This window comes from Streptomyces sp. CB02959, assembly GCF_002803155.1.
Lineage (GTDB): Bacteria > Actinomycetota > Actinomycetes > Streptomycetales > Streptomycetaceae > Streptomyces.
Genome location: NZ_NNBP01000021.1, coordinates 124,911 through 142,484, shown reverse-complemented (window position 1 = coordinate 142,484; position 17,574 = coordinate 124,911). Strand labels below are relative to the sequence as shown.

The 17,574-nt window shown below is 72.6% G+C and carries 16 protein-coding genes and 1 pseudogene; 9 read left to right on the top strand and 8 right to left on the bottom strand.

Translation table 11 applies throughout. From position 1 onward, the window contains the following. Positions 1-193 precede the first annotated feature (193 nt). Positions 194-532, bottom strand: a complete 339-nt coding sequence (locus tag CG747_RS30460) for a hypothetical protein (RefSeq protein ID WP_257980848.1) — start codon at positions 530-532, stop codon at positions 194-196. 108 nt (positions 533-640) lie between these two features. Here CG747_RS30460 and CG747_RS30455 point away from each other — a divergent pair, with 108 nt between their 5' ends. Beyond that, on the top strand, positions 641-1,063 hold the full coding sequence (locus tag CG747_RS30455) for a hypothetical protein (RefSeq protein WP_100605059.1): 423 nt from the start codon (positions 641-643) through the stop codon (positions 1,061-1,063). A 96-nt stretch (positions 1,064-1,159) separates the two neighbouring features. On the opposite strand, the gene hutH is transcribed toward CG747_RS30455, so the two are convergent. From hutH to CG747_RS30430, 5 genes are all read right to left on the bottom strand, one after another. Further along, the gene (gene hutH / locus CG747_RS30450) at positions 1,160-2,704 is read right to left on the bottom strand and encodes a histidine ammonia-lyase (protein WP_100605058.1); all 1,545 of its coding nucleotides are present in this window, start codon (positions 2,702-2,704) and stop codon (positions 1,160-1,162) included. A gap of 131 nt (positions 2,705-2,835) precedes the next feature. Beyond that, positions 2,836-4,005 (bottom strand): diguanylate cyclase domain-containing protein, encoded by a 1,170-nt coding sequence (locus CG747_RS30445; protein ID WP_374701840.1) that lies wholly within the window; start codon positions 4,003-4,005, stop codon positions 2,836-2,838. 113 nt (positions 4,006-4,118) lie between these two features. Beyond that, the gene (locus tag CG747_RS30440) at positions 4,119-4,913 is read right to left on the bottom strand and encodes an enoyl-CoA hydratase/isomerase family protein (protein ID WP_100605057.1); all 795 of its coding nucleotides are present in this window, start codon (positions 4,911-4,913) and stop codon (positions 4,119-4,121) included. 99 nt (positions 4,914-5,012) lie between these two features. Further along, complete coding sequence (locus CG747_RS30435; protein WP_100605056.1) at positions 5,013-6,296, bottom strand: adenylate/guanylate cyclase domain-containing protein; 1,284 nt, start codon at positions 6,294-6,296, stop codon at positions 5,013-5,015. 274 nt (positions 6,297-6,570) lie between these two features. After that, positions 6,571-7,440 (bottom strand): biotin--[acetyl-CoA-carboxylase] ligase, encoded by an 870-nt coding sequence (locus CG747_RS30430; RefSeq protein WP_100605055.1) that lies wholly within the window; start codon positions 7,438-7,440, stop codon positions 6,571-6,573. 131 nt (positions 7,441-7,571) lie between these two features. On the opposite strand from CG747_RS30430, the gene CG747_RS30425 reads away from it, so the two are divergent. From CG747_RS30425 to CG747_RS30400, 7 genes and pseudogenes are all read left to right on the top strand, one after another. Next, entirely contained in the window at positions 7,572-9,161 is a 1,590-nt protein-coding gene (locus tag CG747_RS30425) for an acyl-CoA carboxylase subunit beta (RefSeq protein WP_100605054.1), read from the top strand. A 25-nt stretch (positions 9,162-9,186) separates the two neighbouring features. After that, positions 9,187-9,402, top strand: a complete 216-nt coding sequence (locus CG747_RS30420; protein WP_100605053.1) for an acyl-CoA carboxylase epsilon subunit — start codon at positions 9,187-9,189, stop codon at positions 9,400-9,402. 109 nt (positions 9,403-9,511) lie between these two features. After that, a complete protein-coding gene (gene mmpB / locus CG747_RS49900; protein ID WP_257980847.1) occupies positions 9,512-9,640 on the top strand; it encodes a morphogenic membrane protein MmpB in 129 nt (42 codons plus the stop codon). Between the two features lie 182 nt (positions 9,641-9,822). Then, entirely contained in the window at positions 9,823-11,307 is a 1,485-nt protein-coding gene (locus CG747_RS30415) for a penicillin-binding protein 2 (RefSeq protein ID WP_100605052.1), read from the top strand. 251 nt (positions 11,308-11,558) lie between these two features. Continuing rightward, positions 11,559-12,200: pseudogene (locus CG747_RS30410) on the top strand (tyrosine-protein phosphatase); the annotation flags it as partial. Between the two features lie 11 nt (positions 12,201-12,211). After that, entirely contained in the window at positions 12,212-12,715 is a 504-nt protein-coding gene (locus tag CG747_RS30405) for a hypothetical protein (RefSeq protein ID WP_100605050.1), read from the top strand. Between the two features lie 28 nt (positions 12,716-12,743). Further along, a complete protein-coding gene (locus CG747_RS30400) occupies positions 12,744-13,355 on the top strand; it encodes a nucleoside triphosphate pyrophosphatase (RefSeq protein ID WP_100605108.1) in 612 nt (203 codons plus the stop codon). Between the two features lie 263 nt (positions 13,356-13,618). On the opposite strand, the gene CG747_RS30395 is transcribed toward CG747_RS30400, so the two are convergent. Then, positions 13,619-14,077, bottom strand: a complete 459-nt coding sequence (locus tag CG747_RS30395; protein ID WP_100605049.1) for a hypothetical protein — start codon at positions 14,075-14,077, stop codon at positions 13,619-13,621. Between the two features lie 458 nt (positions 14,078-14,535). Here CG747_RS30395 and CG747_RS30390 point away from each other — a divergent pair, with 458 nt between their 5' ends. Further along, positions 14,536-16,305, top strand: a complete 1,770-nt coding sequence (locus CG747_RS30390) for a biotin carboxylase N-terminal domain-containing protein (protein WP_100605048.1) — start codon at positions 14,536-14,538, stop codon at positions 16,303-16,305. A gap of 73 nt (positions 16,306-16,378) precedes the next feature. Here CG747_RS30390 and CG747_RS30385 read toward each other — a convergent pair whose 3' ends face one another. Next, complete coding sequence (locus tag CG747_RS30385) at positions 16,379-17,563, bottom strand: esterase family protein (RefSeq protein WP_100605047.1); 1,185 nt, start codon at positions 17,561-17,563, stop codon at positions 16,379-16,381. Positions 17,564-17,574: the final 11 nt, after the last annotated feature.

Genomic DNA, 17,574 nt, shown 5'->3' with positions numbered 1-17,574 from the left:
ACGGCGAGCGTCATGGCGGGTGGTGGACGGCGGAATAGCCCGCCGTCCGGCGGGCGGCGCGGCCTTTCCGCGCGCCGTCCGGGAAAGCGGCCCGACTGCATAAACGATCCGGCGTCGTAGACGTATCGACCCCCGCGCGGTACGGAACCGCACGGGGGCCTCGATGGGGTGAGTGGGGGTGGCGGGACCGCGGTCAGCCCTCCTCGTCCGCGTCGTCCGCCAGGTCCCACTCCGCCGCGTCCCACTCGGCGTCCGGGTCGTAGTCGGTCATCTCCTCGCTGCTCCAGGACGCCTGGGCGAGCTCGGTGCCGGGCACCTCGGCGACCAGGTCGAAGGGGTCGATGAGGTGGGCCAACGCCTCCGCCGGATCGTCTCTGACCGTCTCCAGGGACTGCCTCCGCTCGTCGTCGGGGAGCGCGGGGTCGCCGTTGATGCGGCCGACGGCGGCGCCGGTCAGCTCGGCGGCGTCGGTGACCTCCATGACCAGTTCGACGTGAAGCCGTACAAAGCGTGATGTCTCGCCATTGCTCATGGACGGAGGGTAAGCACCTCCGGGTCCCGACTACCGCACGACCCGCGGCGGTCACTAACATCTGCGGTCAACGGCCAATTCGCCGAACCCACAAGGGGGATAGCTTTCGTGACCGCACGACGACCGCTGCTGACCGCCACTGCCGCGGGATCGGTGCTGTTCGCCCTGTGGTTCGTGCCGTCCGCCAATGCGATCGTGGGAGATGGCGGAGCGCCGCATTCCGGCGTCCGGGCGGATTCCGTACCGGGCGCTCCGGGGCGGGCGAATGTGTCGGACGCGGCCCGCACCGACGGTCACTCCGGCGGCCCGGCCGCCGAAAAGCAGAACTCCGGTGCGCGGCACTCCGAAAGCGGTTCCACCACGACCCGGCCCGGCGGCGAAGGGGCCGAGGGCGGCGGGGTGGCCCACTACCTCGCCGACACCGGCAGCCTGGACACCACGCCCTACGCGGTCGGCGGCGCGGCCTGCCTCGCCCTGGGCGCCGCGCTGGTCGGCTACTCCGTACGCCGCACCCGCGACGAGACGGCCTGAGCCCGCCGCCGCCCCGCGACGGGGACGGCGGCGGGCCGTACGCCGGTGGGCGCCGAGCGCCACCGATGCGGGCGGCCGGCGCCGGTCGGCGTGGGGTCAGGCCAGCTCGCCGGTGACCGACTCCGCCGCCGCCACCAGCTTCCCGTCCCGGACGAAGGCGTACGCCGCCTCCAGGTCCGGCGCCAGGAAACGGTCCTCGCCCGGGCCCTGGACGCCCGCGGCGCGCAGGGCGTCCAGCACCGCGCGGGTCGCCGGGGCCGGTGCAAGGCCCTCGCGCAGCTCGACGGCGCGGGTCGCGGCGTAGAGCTCGACGGCGACGACCCGGGTGAGGTTCTCCACCGCGGTGCGCAGCTTGCGCGCCGCCGACCAGCCCATCGAGACGTGGTCCTCCTGCATGGCGGAGGACGGGATGGAGTCCACCGACGCCGGGGCGGCCAGCCGCTTCAGCTCGCTGACCAGCGCGGCCTGGGTGTACTGGGCGATCATCAGGCCGGAGTCGACGCCCGGGTCCCCGGCGAGGAAGGCGGGCAGCCCGTGCGAGCGGTTCTTGTCGAGGAGCCGGTCGGTGCGGCGCTCGGCGATCGAGGCCAGGTCGGCCGCGGCGATGGCCAGGAAGTCCAGGACGTAGGCGACGGGTGCGCCGTGGAAGTTGCCGTTGGACTCCACCCGGCCGTCGGGCAGTACGACGGGGTTGTCGACGGCGGCGGCCAGTTCCCGCTCCGCGACCAGGCGGGCGTGCGCGAGGGTGTCCCGCCCGGCGCCGGCGACCTGGGGGGCGCAGCGGATGGAGTAGGCGTCCTGGACGCGCGGGGCGTCGTCCTGGTGGTGGCCGGTGAAGCCGGAACCGGCCAGGAACGCCAGCATGTTGGCGGCCGACGCGGCCTGGCCCGGGTGCGGCCGGATGGCGTGCAGCTCGGGCGCGAGGACCTTGTCGGTGCCGAGCAGCGCCTCCATGGAGAGCGCGGCGGTGATGTCCGCGGAGGTGAACAGCCGGGCCAGGTCGGCGCAGGCCATCACCAGCATGCCGAGCATGCCGTCGGTGCCGTTGAGGAGCGCCAGCCCCTCCTTCTCGCGCAGCTCGACGGGCTCGATGCCGTGCTCGGCGAGCAGTTCGGCGGACGGCCGGACGACGCCGTCGGGGCCCTCCGCCTGGCCCTCGCCCATCAGCGTCAGCGCGCAGTGCGAGAGCGGTGCCAGGTCGCCGGAGCAGCCGAGCGAGCCGTACTCGTGGACGACCGGGGTGATGCCGGCGTTGAGGAGGGCGGCCATGGTGTCGACGACCAGCGGGCGGACGCCGGTGTGCCCGGAGGCGAGGGTCTTCAGCCGCAGGAACATCAGGGCGCGGACCACCTCGCGCTCGACCCGCGGGCCCATACCGGCGGCGTGCGAGCGCACGATGTTGCGCTGGAGCTGGGCGCGCAGCTCGGGGCTGATGTGGCGTACGGCGAGGGCGCCGAAGCCGGTGGAGACTCCGTAGACCGGGTCCGGTTTGGCGGCGAGCTCGTCGATGAAGGCGCGGGAGGTGGCGACGGCTGCCCGGGCCTCCTCGGACAGCTCGATCCGGGCCGCGCCGCGGGCCACCGCGATGACGTCCTGTGCGGTGGTGCCGGACGTCCTCAGCACCACAGTGTGCATATCCATATTCAGGCACCCTAGAGACTGAATCGCCAGATGTCACCACCGGATTTCGGGATCACCCCTTACCGATCGTCACCACATCCGCCACCGATCATCGCCCGGACCGGCCGCACCCCGGCCCCCGGCACCCGCGCTCACCTCCGGAACCTCCGCCGCTCCGGCCCCGGCGGCGGCTCCGGCGCGTCCGCCAGCCGCACGACCGGATCGTCCGCGCCACCGTGCCACCCGGCCACCACCGGCTCGCCCGACTTCGCCGCCTTGGCCCGGTACTGGGCGGCGTCCGCCAGCCGGAACAGCCGCCGGGCGCTGTGCACCGGGCCGATCGGATCGCCGGTCGAGGCCACCCCCACCGCGACCCCCTCGCCGAGGTCCAGCTCCGCGGCCCGTCCGCACAGTTCAGCGGCCACCTTGACCACCTCGTCGGACACCGGGCCGACCGCCAGCAGGCAGAACTCGTCCCCGCCCAGCCGCGCCGCGAGCGTCCCCGGCAGCATCGCGCCGCACAGCGACAGCACCGACCCGAAGCGCTCCAGCAGCCGGTCGCCGACCGCATGCCCGCGCGAGTCGTTCACCTGCTTCAGCCCGTTCAGATCGCACACCACCAGGCTGACCACCGCCCCGTCGGCGCGGTGCTGCTCCAGCGCCTCGTCCAGCCGCATGTCGACGGCCCGGCGGTTGGCCAGACCGGTCAGCGCATCGGTGAACGCCAGCCGGCGGGCCTCCGCCAGCCGCTCGGTCTGGGCGATCCCGGCGGCCGTGACCGCGGCGAGCACGGTCGCGAAATCGGCGTCCGCCCGCCCGAAGACCGGCTCCCCGGGCCGCCGCGCCACATACAGCTCGCCCCACGCCCGGCCGTGCAGCACGAGCGGGGCCACCACACAGCAGCCGCGCCCGCGCCGGCGCAGCGCGGCCACCCGTCCCCGCCTGCCGGGCGGCACCTCCGGGCCGTCGGGAGCCTGGCCGCCCGCCGACTCCCCGTCGGCGACGTCCACCCAGGCGCTCGGCGCCCCGCCGCCCGCCCACTGCTCGTGCAGGAAGCCGACGATCTCCGCGAACTCGTGCACCGGATACGCCTCGTCGTCCGGGAACTCCCGCTCACCCGGGGCGAGTTCGCCGACGTTCACCAGTACCCGCAGTCGGCCCCGCTCGCGCTCCCACTTGGAGATCGCCGCGAAGGAGCCGCCCAGCGCCTTCCGCACGCCCTGCGCCGCGGCCCGGGCCGAGTCGCGCAGTGCCGGCGCGGCCGCCATCGCCTGCGCCAGCTCCACTACGGCCCGCAGCCTCGCGTCACCCTCGCCCGTCACCGGATCCTCACATTCCGTAGCCGTGCGCACGCTCCGTATTACAGCGTAGGAATGATGGGCCCAATGTGCCCCTTCCGCTGGTCAACCACCACCGGAAGGGGCGGACCGGGCGGTCACTCCCCCGGCCAGTCCGGGTCCCGCTTCTCGTTGAAGGCCGCGACCCCCTCGGCCCGGTCCCCCGAGAACGCCACGCTCCGCCACGCACCGTCCTCAAGATCCAGACCGGCCCGCAGGTCCAGTCCCTGCCCGAGCCGCATGGCGCGCTTGGCCGCGCGCAGCCCGACCGGCGAGTTGCGGGCGATCGCGGCGGCCAGCGCCAGCGCCTCCGCCCGGTCCTGCCCGTCCGCCACGACCCGGTCCACCAACCCCAGCTCGCCCGCCTCCGCCGCAGCCACCCGGCGCGCGGTGAACACCAGCTCGGCGGCCCGCGCCGCCCCCACCCGGCGCGGCAGCAGCTGCGTGCCGCCCCCGCCGGGGATGACGCCCACCGACACCTCCGGCAGCCCGACCACCGCGGTCCCGTCCGCGACGATCAGATCGCAGGCCAGCGCCAACTCGTAGCCGCCACCGAGTGCGAACCCGTGCACGGCGGCGACGGTCGGCATCGGCAGCTCCAGCACCCCGGTGTACGCGGCCCGGGTGCGCGGACGCTGCCGCATCAGGTCCGCGTCCGTGAAGGAGTTCCGCTCCTTGAGGTCGGCGCCCACGCAGAACGCCCGCTCATGGGTGGAGGTGAGCACCACCGCCCGCACGGACCGGTCGGCGGCCAGCGCGGCGCACGCCTCCGCCAGCGCGTCGGCCATCGCCGTCGACACCGCGTTCATCGCCTTGGGCCGGTCCAGGACCAGCTCCGCCACGAAGCCGTGGCGCGCCACACCGACCCACTCCTGTGCACCGAACCGCTGCATACCGCCCTCCCGATCCCCGGTTAACGATCGTTGACCCGACGACGAGGATCATGTCAGCTCAACGGCGATTCCGGCAGGGCCTCCGCGGCCCGACCCGGCTCACCTGCGGCGGGTCAGCATCCACGGTTCGACGACGCCCAGCCCGCGCACCGGCCGCTGCCACATCGGCTGCAACGCGAAGCGGTACGGGGGCGGCGGGCTGCCGGTGCCCTCCTGGGCGGCCTTCTCCGCGGCCGCGGCATCCGCCTCGGAGACCGGCGCATCGCCGGTACGCCCCAGCTCCACCGCGAACGCCTCGTCCACCAGCACGGTGTCCTTCGGCGCTATCGAGGTCAGCCGGCTGGCCAGATTGACCGTCGTCCCGAAGACGTCGCCCATCCGGGTCGTGACCGTGCCGAACGCAATGCCGACCCGCAGCTCCGGCATCGTCTCGTCGTGGCCCATGGTCTCGATCAGCCGCAGCCCGATCTCGGCGGCGATGCCCGCGTCGTCCGCCGAGAAGAGCACCTCGTCGCCGAGCGTCTTGATGAGCCGGCCGCCGTGCGCGGCGACCAGGTCGGCGGCGGTGGTCTCGAACGCCTCGACCAGCTCGCCCAGTTCCTCCTCCTCCAGCCGCCGCGTCAGCCGGGTGAACCCGACCAGGTCGGCGAACCCGACGGCCAGCCGCCGGTCCACCATCTCCACGTCGTCCTGCGCCTGGACGACCCGCCCGGTGGCCGCGGCGAGCTGCCGCCGCCAGACGTAGACCAGGAACTCCTCCAGCTCCGGGAGCAGCAGCTCGACCAGCGGATAGGTGATCTCCGTACGGGTCAGGCCGGAGTCCTGGGGCTCGGTCAGCCCCTCCAGGAAGGAGTCGATCTGCCAGTCGGCGAGCCGGGCCGTGGTCTGACCGGTGGAACGGGCGACCTGCACGGCCATCGCCTCGCTCAGCAGCCCCGCCTCGACCAGGCCGGCGAGTCGGCGCAGGGCCAGTACGTCGGCCTCGGTGAGGGCCTTGACCTGGCCGATGTCGGCGAAGCCCATGGCCCGCCAGAAACGGGCCGCGAGATCCATGGAGACGCCGGCGCTGCGGGCCGCCTGGAACGGGGTGTAGCGGCGGTCGGCACCGAGGATGAGCTGTTCGAGCTTGACGGCGATGTTGTTCTCGCCGTTCTCGCCGTTCTCGCCGCTCTCGCCGTTCTCCCCGCCGTGCCCTTCGCCGTCGCCCTCGCCGCTGCCGTCGTCGTCCGCGTCGCCGCGCCCGTCGCTGCCGCCGCCGGCCCCCTCGGGGCCGCCGTCGCTCCTTGCGGGGTCACCGGTGGGCTCGCCCGCGGGCGCCTCGCCCACCGCCTCGCCCTCGGCGTCCGCGCCGCGCGGGGTGGCCCCCGGCTCGTCGGCGGTCACCGACCGCTCCCTGTCCGTTCCCTGCGCACGGCCCTTCCGATCTCGCTGCTCGCCCATGATCCGCTGCCTGCCGACGGACCGCCTCAACGATACGGCAGGTGTGCTCTGCCTCACGTAGTCGCTGTGTGCGGCTGGTGGCCCGGGTGGGGGTTCCGGTGGGGTGCGCGGGCCGCCGGGACCGGCCGGCGGGCCTCCGCCGCCGCCGTCCGGGTACCGCGTCGCCCCCCGGCCCGGCGGAAGGGCGCCCGCCGGACCCGCAACGCGAAGGGCCCGGCTACGACGCCGGTCGGAGGTGGACGATGTCCCCGGCGTCCACCGCTCGTCGGGTGCCGTCGGGGGTGGCGAGGACGAGACGGCCGTCGGCGTCGAGGGCGACCGCTTCACCCTCGATGGACCGGTCGCCCGGAAGGTCCGCCCGCACGTTCCGCCCCAGGGTGGCGCAGCCCGCCGCGTACGCCTCCTGGAGGCGGCACAGGGCCGGGTCGCCCTGGGTCGTCTGCCATGCGCCGTACCAGTCCTCCAGCGAGCGGAGCACGGCCCGGAGCAGGGGGTCCCGGTCGGTGTGGTGGGCGCCCGCGAGGGCGAGGGAGCCGGCGGTGGCGACGGGGAGTTCGTCGGCGGTGAGCGAGACGTTGAGACCGATGCCGACGACGACGCCGTCCCCGGCGCGTTCGGCGAGGATGCCGCCCGTCTTGCGTTCGTCGCCGTCCACGGTGACCAGCAGGTCGTTGGGCCACTTGAGTGCGGTGTCGACGCCGGCGAAGCGGGCGATCGCGGTGGCCGTGGCCACTCCGGTGAGGAGCGGGAGCCAGCCCCAGCGGGCGGGCGGCACGGTCGGCGTGAGGTAGACGGAGAGGAAGAGGCCGGAGCGCGGCGGCGCGGACCAGCGGCGGTCCAGGCGGCCGCGGCCGGCGGACTGCTCCTCGGCGACGAGGACAGCGCCCTCGCGCAGGTCGCCGGCGGCCGCGCGCTCGGCGAGGTCGGTGTTGGTGGAGCCGGTGGCGGGGACGACGTCCAGGGAGGACCAGAGCGAATCGGGGCGGATCAGGGCCCGGCGCAGTGCGGTGGCATTCAGCGGCGGGCGGCTCAGATCGCTCCAGCGACCGGCGTCTTTGTCCCGGTTTTCCGGTGGTTGAGGCGTCATGGCCCCAGCCTAGGTGTGGTCAACGACGCAGTGCCGGAGTGCAGTCCCGCCGATACGCTACGAGTCGGTAGCCACACCCGTACCTCCCTCCGTACGAGTGCCAGTCCAGGACGAGCAGGAGCCGCATCCCGATGTCCGAACCGGAAGCAAACATCCACACCACCGCGGGCAAATTGGCGGATCTGCAGCGACGGGTCGAGGAAGCCACTCATGCCGGCTCCGCCCGCGCGGTGGAAAAGCAGCACGCCAAGGGGAAGTTGACGGCGCGTGAGCGTATCGATCTCCTTCTGGACGAGGGCTCGTTCGTCGAGCTCGACGAGTTCGCCCGGCACCGGTCGACGAATTTCGGGATCGAGAAGAACCGGCCGTACGGGGATGGCGTCGTCACGGGGTACGGGACCGTCGACGGCCGACCGGTGTGCGTGTACTCGCAGGACTTCACGATCTTCGGCGGATCGCTCGGCGAGGTCTACGGCGAGAAGATCGTCAAGGTGATGGACTTCGCGCTGAAGAACGGCTGCCCGGTCGTCGGGATCAATGACGGCGGCGGTGCCCGCATTCAGGAGGGGGTGGCCGCCCTCGGACTGTTCGCGGAGATTTTCCGGCGCAATGTGCATGCGTCCGGAGTGGTGCCGCAGATTTCCCTGATCGTGGGTCCGTGTGCGGGCGGCGCGGTGTATTCGCCGGCCATAACGGATTTCACCGTGATGGTCGACCAGACGTCGCACATGTTCATCACCGGACCGGACGTCATCAAGACGGTCACGGGCGAGGACGTCGGCTTCGAGGAGCTGGGCGGGGCCCGTACGCACAACACCACCTCGGGCGTGGCGCACCACATGGCGGGTGACGAGAAGGACGCCATCGAGTACGTCAAGGGGCTGCTGTCGTACCTGCCGTCCAACAACCTCTCGGACCCGCCGGCCTTCCCCGAGGAGGCGGACCTGGCGGTCTCCGACGCGGACCACGAGCTGGACACGCTGATCCCGGACTCGGCCAACCAGCCGTACGACATGCACACGGCGATCGAGCACGTGCTGGACGACGGCGAATTCCTGGAGACCCAGGCGCTGTTCGCGCCGAACATCCTCACCGGCTTCGGGCGGGTCGAGGGCCATCCGGTCGGCGTGGTGGCCAACCAGCCGATGCAGTTCGCCGGGTGCCTGGACATCAACGCGAGCGAGAAGGCCGCGCGGTTCGTGCGCACCTGCGACGCGTTCAACGTCCCGGTGCTGACCTTCGTCGACGTCCCGGGCTTCCTGCCGGGGACGGACCAGGAGTACGACGGGATCATCCGGCGCGGCGCCAAGCTGATCTACGCCTACGCGGAGGCGACGGTCCCGCTGATCACGGTGATCACCCGGAAGGCGTTCGGCGGGGCGTACGACGTCATGGGGTCCAAGCACCTCGGCGCGGACCTGAACCTCGCGTGGCCGACCGCGCAGATCGCGGTGATGGGCGCGCAGGGCGCGGTGAACATCCTGCACCGCCGGACGCTGGCCGCGATCGAGGACCCGGCGGAGCAGGACTCCCGGCGCCAGGAGCTGATCCAGGAGTACGAGGACGCCCTGCTGAATCCTTACGTCGCGGCCGAGCGGGGCTACGTCGACGCGGTGATCATGCCCTCCGAGACCCGGCGGCACATCGTCCGCGGGCTGCGCACGCTGCGCAACAAGCGGGAGGCGCTGCCGCCGAAGAAGCACGGCAACATCCCGCTGTAATCCCCGCCGTAGGAGGTCGTTGACGATGATCAAGGTCGTACGGGGCAATCCCACGCCCGAGGAGTTGGCCGCCGCACTGGCGGTGGTGCAGGCCCGGGCGGCGGCGGTGGCCGCCGGTGCCGCCCCGGAGGAGGGCGGGCGCCGGAGCGAGTGGTCGGATCCGGCCGCGACGGTTCCGGCCCGGTCCCGGCTGCCCCATCCGGGACCGCGGGCCTGGCGGACCAGCTTCTGGCCGCGGTGACCTGGCCACATCCGGTCGGTGCATAGTGCACTGACTAGTCCTTCGCGGTGCGGCGCCTGAGTACGCGTACTCAGGCGCCGTCGCCATGGGGGGCGGGAGGATCGAGGTCATGCTGTGGTCCGATCCGCCCGACGAACCGCCCGAGGAGCTGCACGAGGTGCAGGCGAAGCTCCGTCGGATGGGTTTCGTGCTCGCCACGGCGATCATGGTCGGAACGCTGGTGCTCCTGGTGAGGTGACGCCCCTTCCGGGGGCTCCGGTTCCCGCGGCCCGGGCGGGCTGCGGTACCCCTCGCCCCAGGGACCTCTTCACCCCCTGCAACCGCAGCGGCCCAATTTGCATCTTTCTCTCTCGACAGTGCAATTCGGGCATGCGGCGGTGCGGCGACCGGTCGGTCGTCTGCCGGGCCGGAGGGGAGACCATGAACAGGCCGCTCAGACACATAGCCGTCTTCTGCGGGGCGCTGGTGCTCGCCCTGCTGGTCCGGGTGACCTGGGTGCAGTTCGTACAGGCCGATCAGCTCGCGAACGACGCCAACAACCGGCGGGTCAAGATCGAGGCGTACTCGTACCCGCTGGGCAACATCATCGTGGAGGGCAAGCCGGTCACCGGGTCGGTCGAGACCAGCGGCGACTTCAAGTACAAGCGGACCTACACCGACGGTGCGATGTACGCCCCGGTCACCGGATACGCCCGGCAGGCGGCGGGCGAGACCATGCTGGAGGGCGTCTACCGGAAGGTGCTCAGCGGCAAGGACGACCGGCTGTTCTTCAACCGGGCGCGGGGGGTGCTGACGGGCGAGAAGCCGCGCGGCGGCGACGTCCTGACGACCATCAGCGAGAAGGCGCAGAAGGCCGCGTACAAGGGGCTGACCGACCTGCACGCCAACGGCGCGGTGGTCGCCCTCGACCCGCGGTCCGGCAAGATCCTGGCGATGGCCAGCACGCCGTCGTACGACCCGTCGGTCTTCGCGGGGCTGTCCGCCGCGGAGGGGAAGAAGTACGTCGAACTCGACGGCGACAAAGCCAAGCCGATGAACAACCGGGCGCTGCGCGAGATCTACCCGCCGGGGTCCACCTTCAAGGTGCTCACCGCGGCCGCGGCCCTGGAGCACGGCACCGTCACCGACATCAACGCCTCCTCCGGCGCCCCGGCCCCGTACACCCTTCCGCAGACCCGCACCCAGGTCGGCAACGACGTCGCGGGGGCGCCGTGCGACAAGGCGTCGCTGAAGACCGGCATGCAGTGGTCCTGCAACAACGTCTTCCTGGATGCCGCGCACAAACTGGGCACGGACAAAATGCGGGAGACCGCGGAGAAATTCGGATTCAACTCGGAGCAGTTCATTCCGGTGCGTTCCGCGGTGAGTGGATATCCGAGCAAGCTGGACCAGCCGCAGACCGCGCTGACCGGTATGGGGCAGGGCAGTGTGACCAGCACGCCGTTGCAGATGGCGATGGTCGCCGCCGGTATCGCCAACAACGGCAAGGTGATGAAGCCGTATCTGGTCGAGGAGCTGCGCGGTCCGGACCTGTCCACGATCGAGAAGTTCGATCCGACGCCGCTGAACTCGAAGGATCCGCAGGCGGTTTCGGAAGGCACCGCGAAGAAGGTGCAGGAAATGATGGAGTACACCGTTTCGGACGGCACCGCCTCGAAGGCGAAGATCGACGGTGTGACGGTCGGCGGCAAGACCGGTACCGCGCAGCACGGTGCGAATGTGAACGACGAGCGGCCGTACGCCTGGTTCGTCTCCTATGCGAAGTCGCCCGACGGGAGTTCGCCGGTGGCGGTGGCGGTCTTCGTCGATCCCAAGGACATGGACATGCCGCGGTCGGAGATCGCCGGCGGGAAGTTGGGCGGGCCGATCGCGAAGTCGGTGATGGAGGCCGTACTGCAGAAGTAGGGAATTCCGGAGGCGGAATGCGACGGGCCGGGCGGCCGGGCGCCGAGGGGAAATGATCTCCCTTTGGCACCGGGGCCCGGCCCGTTTCCTGTGGGTTTCCTGTGGCGTCGGCTGTGCGTGGGCTGTGAACGCCGGAAATGCTTACGGAGGATTTACCGCGGGCGCCCCTACCTTCGCCTAATGGTCGCCATTAATACGTTCCCGGTGCGGCGGTCCGCGCTCCGCCCCGTCGCCGCGGCCAGGCCCTCACCAAGGACGGCATCACCGAGGACCTCGACTTCCGCTCCCCGGCGGAGGTCGCGACCGCCCCGGACGCGCTGCCGCCCGGGGTCCGGCGCACCGCCCTCCCGGTCTACGACCCGCGTGCCGACCTCTCCCACACCATGGGCGCCCTCCTCGCGGGCGGCCCGGCGGCCCAGCAGCAGGCCCTCGGCGGCGGCAAGGGGGTGCGGATGATGGACGCGTACTACACCTGGCTGGTCTCCGACCCGGCGGCCGGCAAGGCGTTCGGGGCGGCGGTCCGGGCCGTCGCCGACGGCCGGGGCCCGGTGCTCTACCACTGCACCCAGGGCAAGGACCGCACCGGCTGGATGAGCGCCGTCCTGCTGACCGCGGCGGGCGTGCCGCGGACCACCGTCGACCAGGACTACCTGGCGTCCAACCACTACCTCCAGGCATCCGACGACCATCAGCTGGCGCAGCTCCGGGCGGCCGGCAAGGTCAAGGACCCGGCGCTGCTGGAACCGGTGCTGGGGGTGCGGCAGAGCTATCTGGACGCGGCGTTCGACGAGGTCACGGCCAAGTACGGGTCGTTCGACGGCTATCTGGGAAAGGGGCTCGGACTGGACGCGGCCACGGAGCGGAAGCTCCGGCAGCGGCTGACCACCGCATAGGGGCCGCGCGGATGTCCCCGAAGCTGCACGCCCTCGTCATGGCCGCCCTGTGCGCGGCGCTGGTCCTCGCCGGGCTGCTGGTGTGGCGCCCGCTCGTCCGCCGCCGCGGATGGCCGCCCGTCCCGACCCTGCTCTTCCTGGTGACCTGCGGTCTGTGCGTCGGGATCACCCTCCCCGACCAGATCGCGCCGGGCGTCCTGGCGCGGCTGCACGCGTGCGTCGTCGAGGGCGGGGCCGGGGTGCGGACGCTGGGTACGGGCGCCGGGCACCAGCTGGTCAACGTCGCGCTGTGGATCCCGCCGGCGCTCTGCGGGGTGCTGGCGACCCGGCGGGCACTGCTGGTGCCGCTCGGCATCTCCGCCACCTGGGCCGCCGTCGAACTGCTGCAGACCCTCGACCCGGTGCGGGACTGCCAGCCCGCGGACTGGGCGCACAACGCCCTGGGGGCCGCGCTCGGCGCGCTCGCGGGGTGGCTGGCGCTGCGGGTCGCCCGGCGCCGGACCCCGGCCCACTGACCGCCGCCGGCTCCGTACGATGGCGGACATGACCGAAGCTCCCCGCCCCCGCCGTCTCGTCCTCGCCTCCCAGTCCCCGGCCCGGCTCGGCCTGCTCCGGCAGGCCGGGTTGGCGCCCGAGGTCGTGGTCAGCGGGGTCGACGAGGACGCGCTGACCGCCGACACCCCCGAGGAGCTGGCCCGGGTGCTGGCCGAGGCGAAGGCCGCCGCGGTCGCGGCCCGGCCGGAGGCCGCCGGTGCGCTGGTCGTCGGCTGCGACTCGGTCCTGGAGCTGGACGGGCTGGCGCTCGGCAAGCCCGCGGACGCCGAGGACGCCACGGCCCGCTGGAAGTCCATGCGCGGCCGGTCCGGGGTCCTGCGCACCGGCCACTGCGTGATCGACACCGCGACCGGCCGGCAGGTCTCGGCCACCGCGTCCACCACGGTCCGCTTCGGCGAGCCCGGCGACGCCGAGATCGCCGCGTACGTGGCCAGCGGTGAACCGCTCCACGTGGCGGGCGCGTTCACCCTCGACGGCCGCTCGGCGCCGTTCATCGACGGGATCGACGGCGACCCGGGCAACGTCATCGGCCTCTCGCTGCCGCTGTTCCGGCGCCTGCTGGCCGACCTGGGCATCGCGATCACGGAGCTGTGGGCCTGAGCGGTCCGGGGTCCGGCCCCCGGTGATTTTCAGCCAGCCGGTGGGTGGTGTGCGGCACCGGGGAACCGAGAAGGCGCTCGCTCGGCCCTCCAACCACAGGCGGAGGGCCGAGCCAGCTCAGATCGCCCGTTCGAACACCTTGGCGACCTACGCCCTAAGGGCCTACAAGGGGCGCCCGAACGCTCCGGCGGCGGTGCCCAACGGGGGCCGCGGCGCCCGGAGTTCGGGCCGCGCGGGCCGCAGGGTCGCGCCAGTCGCGGGGCTCAGGCGGGGGCGCCGCCCGGGGCGGTGTCCTCGGCCGCCGCCCGGGCCGGGCGCGCCTCGCCGTAGGCCACCAGCGTCAGCACGAGCAGCGCCAGCACCACCATCGCGGCGCCGAACGCCGGCCAGCCGACCAGCCCGACGGCGAGCGCCCCGAGGACGCCGTGCACGACGGCGCAGCAGATCAGCGCGAGGCGCGGGAGGCGGCCGGGGGCCCGGTCCCGCAGCGCGCCGTACAGCAGTACCGCGGCGCAGAAGAGGAGGAAGAGGGCGAAGACCGCGCCGCCGGCCCAGGCGCCGGCGGACATGGCGCCGGGCCGCAGCCCGGCCAGGGACATCTGCTGCCGGTCGACCACGATGCTCAGGATCCAGTTCAGCAGCAGGATCCCGGCCGCTTCGAGGATCAGGACCACCGCTGCCGCCAGGGCCGCCGGTCTGCGCGCCGCCACCACCCCACCCACCCCACTTCCACCGTCATGCACCGTCGCGCGCTGTCCGCGCCACCGTGCGCCGCCGTCACAAGCCGTTACCAGGAGTACAGAAGGCATCACGCACGCTACTAACGGGTAACACTCACGGCAAGGGGTCTGCACCACCACATGCAACCCCCGTCCGGCATGCCCCCGCCCGCCGCGCTCACCCGAAAACTTTCACTCGCCCATTCGTAGGGACTCCACAAAGAATTGACGGTCCGCCGGGCGTCCACAGTTCGAGACCTAGGCCACACCGTGCCGCGAGCACGGCCCCGGGAATCCGGGCCTACCCTGGGATTCCAACGGACTTTGATCCCTCACCATCGCCGCGTGCACGCTCCGTGTGGGCAAGCTCACCCCAGGGAACGGGTCGGCACGCGGTGTCGCCAGTCCCTAAACTCGCTGCGTTCAGTGTGTTGCGGCGTAGCGCCCAGGAAGGACCCATCGTGCGCAAGGTGCTCATCGCCAACCGTGGCGAAATCGCTGTCCGCGTTGCCCGTGCATGCCGGGACGCCGGAATCGGGAGCGTAGCCGTCTACGCCGACCCGGACCGGGACGCCCTGCACGTGCGTGCCGCGGACGAGGCATACGCCCTGGGCGGTGACACCCCTGCCACGAGCTACCTGGACATCGCCAAGGTCCTCCAGGCGGCCGCCGATTCCGGTGCGGACGCGATCCACCCCGGCTACGGCTTCCTCTCCGAGAACGCGGAGTTCGCCCAGGCCGTCCTGGACGCGGGCCTGACCTGGATCGGCCCGCCCCCGCACGCCATCCGCGACCTCGGCGACAAGGTCGCCGCCCGGCACATCGCCCAGCGCGCCGGCGCCCCGCTGGTCGCCGGCACCCCGGACCCGGTCTCCGGCGCCGACGAGGTCGTCGCCTTCGCCAAGGAGAACGGGCTGCCGATCGCCATCAAGGCGGCGTTCGGCGGCGGCGGCCGCGGCCTGAAGGTCGCCCGCAACCTGGAAGAGGTCCCCGAGCTCTACGAATCCGCCGTCCGCGAGGCGGTCGCCGCCTTCGGTCGCGGCGAGTGCTTCGTCGAGCGCTACCTCGACCGCCCGCGCCACGTCGAGACCCAGTGCCTCGCCGACAAGCACGGCAACGTGGTCGTCGTCTCCACCCGTGACTGCTCGCTCCAGCGCCGCCACCAGAAGCTCGTCGAGGAGGCCCCCGCGCCGTTCCTGAGCGACGAGCAGAACGCCGAGCTGTACCGCGCGTCCAAGGCCATCCTCAAGGAGGCCGGCTACGAGGGCGCCGGCACCTGCGAGTTCCTCGTCGGCCAGGACGGCACCATCTCCTTCCTGGAGGTCAACACCCGCCTCCAGGTGGAGCACCCGGTCACCGAGGAGGTCACCGGCCTGGACCTGGTCCGCGAGATGTTCCGGATCGCCGACGGCGAGGAGCTGGGCTACGACGACCCGGCGGTGCGCGGCCACTCCTTCGAGTTCCGCATCAACGGCGAGGACCCGGGCCGCAACTTCCTCCCCGCGCCCGGCACGGTCACCGCGTTCGACGCGCCGTCGGGTCCGGGCGTCCGCCTGGACGCGGGCGTCGAGTCCGGCTCGGTCATCGGCCCGGCCTGGGACTCCCTGCTGGCCAAGCTGATCATCACCGGCGCCACCCGCGAGCAGGCCCTCCAGCGGGCCGCCCGCGCGCTGAACGAGTTCCAGGTGGAGGGCATGGCCACCGCCATCCCGTTCCACCGCGCGGTGGTCAAGGACCCGGCGTTCGCCCCCGAACTCACCGGCTCCGCCGAGCCGTTCACCGTCCACACCCGCTGGATCGAGACCGAGTTCGTCAACGAGATCGCGCCGTTCGCCGCCCCCGGCGGCGAGGAGGCCGAGGCGGACACCCGCGAGACGGTCGTGGTCGAGGTCGGCGGCAAGCGCCTGGAGGTCTCGCTGCCCTCCTCGCTCGGCATGCCGCTGGCCCGCGCCGCGGTCGCCGGGGGCGCCAAGCCCAAGCGCAAGGCCACCAAGAAGACCGGCAGCGCGGCCTCCGGCGACACCCTGGCCTCCCCGATGCAGGGCACCATCGTCAAGGTCGCCGTCGAGGAGGGCCAGCAGGTCGCCGAGGGCGAACTGGTCATCGTCCTGGAGGCGATGAAGATGGAGCAGCCGATCAACGCGCACCGCTCGGGCACCGTCAAGGGCCTGGCCGCCGAGGTGGGCGCGGCCCTCACCTCCGGCGCGGTGATCTGCGAGATCAAGGACTGACCGGTCCACGGACCGATACAAGGGGCGGGCTCCCGGTACGTACCGGGAGCCCGCCCCTTGTGCCGTCCGCCGGCTACGACTTCCCCACGACCTCCTCCGGGAACACCAGCGTCCGGCTCATCCACTGGAGGGCGGCGGGCAGTTCGCGGCGCCAGGTGGCGAAGTTGTGGCTGCCGTGGTCGAGCACGATCGAGTCCGCCTTCATGGGCGGGCGGACCGCGGCCAGGAACGCCTGCGCCGCCGGATAGTTCTTCTCCCCGCTGCGGCTGGTGCCGATCAGGACGTTGACGTCGGGGGCCGGCAGGTTCTTCAGCCGCCACATCAGGTCGTGCTCCGCGCGGCGCGTACCGCGGTCCTTGCCGTCGCCGAAGAGGTTGCCGGTGGTGGGGTCGGTGGAGACCTTGTAGTCGGGCGAGAGGGCGGCCGCGGCGGCGTACGTGCGCGGGTGGCGCATGGCGAGCTGGAGCGCGCAGCTCCCACCGGAGGAGTAGCCGAGCACGCCCCAGGCGCCCGGGTCGTGCCCCACCCGGTAGTGCGACTTCAGCGCCTCCGGGACGTCCTGCGCGAAGAAGGTCTCGGCCTGCGGGCCACCGGGGACGTCGACGCACTCGGTGTCGCGCGGCGGCGCGATGGTGGGCCGCAGCATCACGATGACGGACGGCTGGAGGGTGCCGTTGCGGACCAGCTTCGCGGCGGTCTCCGGCAGCCGGAGGTGCTGGCCCAGCAGGAATATCCCGCCCGGATAGCCGCTGAGCGCGACGATGACCGGGAAGCGCTGACGGGCGTACTGCTTCTGGAAGTACTGCGGCGGCAGGTAGACGTACGCCGGGTCCACCACCCGGGTCCGCTTGCCCACGATCCGCACCGTCTCGACCTTGCCGTTCTTCTCCGGCGGCCCCTTGGGCAGCCCGTGCACCTTGTCCAGGCCCTCCGGGCCGGACGCCTGCACCAGGCCCTTGGACGGGTCGCCGGCGGGTCCGGCGGCGCCCTCGTCGCCCCACTTGCCGACCGCGGCGGGCGCCCCGTCGTACAGGCCGAGCAGCTCGTGCCAGGAGGCGTAGAACTGGAAGTTGGTGTTCACCACCAGGCCGAGCGCGGCCACGACGGCCAGCTGCGTCGCGGCGATCACGCCCAGCCGCCCCAGCACCGCCCGCGGCCCGCGCCCGGCGAACCGCGGCCAGAGCCACACGGTGAGCCCCACACAGGCCACGGAAAGGGCGATCATGGCGTACAGCAGTGGCCGGCTGGTCAGTCCCATCGATGTTCCCC